Here is a 4,473-nt window from a genome sequence, read left to right as displayed (position 1 = left end):
CCCGACCTGCCCAGCAACCGCGAGGGCCTCGACTTCCTGGTCAAGGCCATCGAGAAGGCCGGTTTCACCCCGGGCGAGGACATCGCCCTGGGCCTCGACGTCGCCGCCACCGAGTTCTTCAAGGACGGCGTCTACCGCCTGGAGAACAAGGACTGGACAGCCGACAAGCTCATCTCGTACTACGAGGGACTCGTTGCCGACTTCCCGATCGTCACGATCGAGGATGCTCTCGCCGAGGACGACTGGGATGCCTGGAAGTCCCTCACCGACGCGCTCGGCAAGAAGGTTCAGCTCGTCGGAGATGACCTGTTCGTCACGAACCCGCAGCGCCTGGCCGACGGCATCAAGCGCGGCGTCGCCAACTCGCTGCTGGTGAAGGTCAACCAGATCGGCACTTTGACCGAGACCTTCGACGCGGTCAGCCTCGCGCAGCGCTCCGGTTACACCGCGATGCTCTCGCACCGCTCCGGCGAGACCGAGGACACCACGATCGCGGACCTCGCCGTCGCCACCAACGCCGGTCAGATCAAGACCGGTGCGCCCGCTCGCAGCGAGCGCGTCGCGAAGTACAATCAGCTTCTGCGCATCGAGGAGGACCTCGCGGAGGCCGCCGAGTTCGCCGGCCGTGCGGCGTTCCCCCGCTTCCAGGGTTGAGCGTCACGCTGACGCGCACGCACAGCTGAGACACGACAGAAGGGGGAGCCATGGCGAGACGTCCGGCTCCCCTTTCTGCTCCGTCGGCGCCGGCCGGCCAGAGTGCACAGGCGGGTCAACGCCGGCAGGGTGCCCAGGTCGACGTGCGGGAGTGGGCCTCCGGCATCCGATTGTCGGGGTTCATGGTGATCATGCTGTCGCTGGTGATCCTCGGCGCTTGGGTGCTCGTCCCGACGCTGGGGACCTACATCGACCAGCGTCAGAAGATCGCGGCGTTGGAAGCATCCGTGCAGGTGAGCGCCGAGCAGATCAAGGCACTCGAACAGGAGCAGGAGCGCTGGGAAGATCCGGCGTACATCACCACTCAGGCGCGCGAGCGGCTGTACTACGTCAAGCCTGGCGAGGTCGTCTACCTCGTCGACAACGATCTCGACCCCGCGTCCCTCCCGCAGGAGCAGGCGCCGGTCAGCGAGAATCTCACCGAGACGCCAGCCGATTGGATGCCGCAGTTGCTGCGCTCGGTCACCGGCGCCGGCCTCGCCCAGAACGCCAGCCCGGCGGAGTGATTCCAGGACATTCCACAGCGGGCACCCGTATTCTGATCGGGTGACGACGCCGCCTTTCGCCCTGCCCACCCCCGCCGAGATCGACGTGGTATCCGCGCAACTCGGACGCCAGGCCCGTGGGGTCGTCGGGATCGCGGCGCGCTGCGCCTGCGGCAACCCCACCGTCGTCGCCACGAGCCCTCGTCTGGATGACGGTTCCCCGTTCCCCACGTTCTACTACCTCACGCACCCCGCGGCGACCGCCGCGATGTCGACGCTCGAGGCGACCCAGGTGATGCCCGAGCTCACCGCGATGCTCGACGATGAAGACGTCGCGTCCGAATACCGTGCAGCGCACGAGGCATATCTCGCCGACCGCGCACAGTTCGGCGAGGTCGAGGAGATCGCGGGAATCTCCGCCGGTGGAATGCCCACCCGCGTCAAGTGCCTGCATGCCCTCGCCGGCCACGCTCTGGCCGCGGGACCCGGCGTGAATCCCCTCGGCGACGCCGCACTCGAGCGTTCGAGCTGGTCGCCGCAGCGCTGCCAGTGCGAAGACCCGGGAGCCGCGACACGATGACGGTGAACGCGATGCTGCGGGGGGCTGTCGCCGGCGCGGTAGTCGTGGCATCCATCCTGCTCACCGGTGCAACCGCGACCCCGACGCCTACTCCCGTTCCGGTGCCCATCCCAGACAAGCCGTCGGACCCCGTCCGTGCACTCGAGTACTGGCTCGACACCGCAGATATCCGCCAGGCGTGGCAGACCACGCGCGGCGAGGGTGTGACGATTGCGGTCATCGATACCGGAATCGGTAAGGTGCCGGCCGTCTTCGGCGACGCGGTGATCGACGGCGTCGATGTATCCGGCAGCGGAGCACCTGACGGCCGTTCGCCCGTCGGCACCGTCGATCCCGATCACGGCTCGTGGGTGGCATCTATTGCTGCGGGGCGCGGCAAGGCGGATGGCACGGGCATGATCGGCGTGGCACCCGAGGCGAATCTGCTGTCCGTGTCGATCGGTTTCGGCGCGGCAGCCGTCGTGCCGTTCGCGGATCAGGTCGCAGAGGGCGTTCGCTGGGCGGTCGATCACGGGGCCGACATCATCAACATGTCATTCACGACGAACACCCTGGACTGGGACAAGAGCTGGGACGACGCCTTCCTGTACGCGTACGAGCACGACGTCGTCGTCGTGGTCGCGGCGGGAAACCGGGGCAGCGGCACATCGGTCGTCGGTGCACCGGCGACGATCCCCGGAGTGCTCACCGTCGGCGGTGTCGATCAGAACGGAACGGCCAGCGTCGAGGCATCCACACAGGGCATTACGATCGGCATCGCAGCCCCCAGCGAAGGACTGCTGGGCGTCTCAGCGGACGGCACGCTCACCGGCTGGCGCGGAACGAGTGGTGCAGCTCCGATCGTCGCGGGCGTCGCGGCTCTGGTCCGTTCGGCGCACCCGGAACTGGATGCCGCGAATGTCATCAACCGCGTGATCGCGACGGCGACCCCTGTGCCGGGCGTCACGGAGGTGCCCGACAAGCTCTACGGGTACGGGCTCCTCAACGCGGCGGCGGCGGTGGCGGCATCCATTCCTCTCGTCGATGAGAATCCGATGGGCGACCTTGCCGAATGGGTCCGGCTGTACCGTCGCGCCGATGCGGCGCCCGCTCCCGAACCCGAGGCGACACCGGTCGAGATTCCCCCGCTGCCAGCCGCTGACGCGCCGACCGAGGCGGGTTCTCCGCTGATGCCGAGCGCAGAATCACTGCGTTACGGCACTCTTCCGCTCATAGCACTCACAGTCCCTGGTATTCTTGTTGGGCTAGGCGTCACCGCAGCGGCCCGGCGCATCCGATCGGCGCGCAAGCAACGCACGCCAGCAGCCTGACGAGGAGTTGTCCTTCTGTGCCTGAGAACCGCACTGTGCCCAAGATTTTGATCGTCGGTGGTGGCTACGCGGGCTTCTACACTGCGTGGAAGCTCGAGAAGCACCTCCGCAAGGGCGAAGCAGAAGTGACGATGGTCGATCCGCTGTCGTACATGGCGTATCTCCCGTTCCTGCCCGAGGTCGCCGCCGGCTCCATCGAGCCGCGTCACGCGGTCGTATCGACGCGCCGCCACCTCAAGCGCACGAATGTCGTCACGGCGAAGGTCACCAAGATCGACCACGCCGGCAAGGTCGCGACCATCACTCCCGCCGACGGCGAGCCGTACGAGCTCGAGTACGACCAGATCGTCGTCACGGCCGGTTCAGTCTCGCGCACTTTCCCGATCCCCGGTATCGCTGACAACGCGATCGGCATGAAGTCGATCGAAGAGGCCGTCTGGGTTCGCGACAAGGTGCTGTCGAACTTCGATCGGGCCGCGGCGCTTCCCGCCGGTCCTGAGCGCGAGCGTCTGCTCACCGTCGTCGTGGTCGGCGGAGGATTCGCAGGCATCGAGACTTTCGCCGAGCTGCGTTCGTTCGCCTCGGCCCTGCTCAAGCGCTACCCGCAGCTCTCGTTCGATGAGACTCACTTCCACCTCGTCGAGGCCATGGGGCGCATCATGCCCGAGGTTTCGCAGGCCACCAGCGAGTGGGTGCTCAAGGACCTCGCCAAGCGGGGTGCGAGCGTTCACCTCGACACTCAGGTCACCGGCGCTGTCGGCGGCAACGTCGAGCTCTCGACCGGCGAGGTCATCCCGAGCGACATCATCGTCTGGACCGCAGGCGTCATGGCCAACCCGCAGGTCGTTCGCGCGGGAGATCTTCCCACCGAAGAGCGTGGTCGTATCCGCGCCGAGGCGACGCTGCGCGTCATCGATGCAGACGCGAATGTCGTCGAAGGAGCCTGGACCGCCGGCGACGTGTCGGCTGTTCCCGACCTCACCGGCGGCGGCGTCGGCGGATTCTGCGTACCGAACGCACAGCACGCCGTGCGCCAGGCCAAGCGCCTCGCGAAGAACCTCGTCGCGGTGTTGCGTGGCGAAGAACCCGTGAACTACGTCCACAAGAACCTCGGTGCTGTTGCCGGCCTCGGCCTCGGCACCGGTGTCTTCCAGTCCGGCAAGATCGCACTCAAGGGCTTCCTCGCCTGGGTCGCGCACCGCGGCTACCACGGTCTCGCCATGCCGACGTGGGAGCGCAAGTGGCGTGTGCTGTGGGGCTGGTGGCACAACCTGTGGCTCGACCGCGACATCGTGAACCTCGAGAAGGTTCAGCAGCCGCACGCGTTCTTCCAGGAGTTCGCCGCGCGTCCGCGCCCGACGACGGATGCTGCTCCCGCGAAGCC

General features: G+C 67.3%; 5 protein-coding genes. All 5 read left to right on the top strand.

Going from position 1 to position 4,473, the window contains the following annotated elements; genetic code table 11:
- Nucleotides 1-654: phosphopyruvate hydratase (eno, locus tag ACTIAO_RS13700; RefSeq protein WP_441906776.1), on the top strand; the 654-nt coding region annotated here is incomplete at its 5' end.
- 50 nt (nt 655-704) lie between these two features.
- Entirely contained in the window at nt 705-1,220 is a 516-nt protein-coding gene (locus ACTIAO_RS13695) for an FtsB family cell division protein (RefSeq protein WP_441906775.1), read from the top strand.
- 40 nt (nt 1,221-1,260) lie between these two features.
- Nucleotides 1,261-1,779: a DUF501 domain-containing protein gene (locus ACTIAO_RS13690; protein ID WP_441906774.1), complete on the top strand. Its 519-nt coding sequence runs from the start codon at nt 1,261-1,263 to the stop codon at nt 1,777-1,779.
- Nucleotides 1,776-3,089 (top strand): S8 family serine peptidase, encoded by a 1,314-nt coding sequence (locus ACTIAO_RS13685; protein ID WP_441906773.1) that lies wholly within the window; start codon nt 1,776-1,778, stop codon nt 3,087-3,089. Before ACTIAO_RS13690 ends, ACTIAO_RS13685 begins: the two co-directional genes overlap by 4 nt.
- A gap of 35 nt (nt 3,090-3,124) precedes the next feature.
- On the top strand, nt 3,125-4,473 hold a 1,349-nt coding region (locus tag ACTIAO_RS13680), incomplete at its 3' end, for an NAD(P)/FAD-dependent oxidoreductase (RefSeq protein ID WP_441906772.1).

Source organism: Microbacterium sp. (assembly GCF_052099035.1).
Taxonomy (GTDB): Bacteria; Actinomycetota; Actinomycetes; order Actinomycetales; family Microbacteriaceae; genus Microbacterium.
Note: the sequence above shows the minus strand (reverse complement) of the source record. Positions and strands in the feature narration are given on the sequence as shown.

Coding starts and splice junctions, on each gene's coding strand:
- ACTIAO_RS13695 (WP_441906775.1), top strand. CDS start 705: ATGGCGAGACGTCCGGCTCCCCTTTCTGCTCCGTCGGCGCCGGCCGGC.
- ACTIAO_RS13685 (WP_441906773.1), top strand. CDS start 1,776: ATGACGGTGAACGCGATGCTGCGGGGGGCTGTCGCCGGCGCGGTAGTC.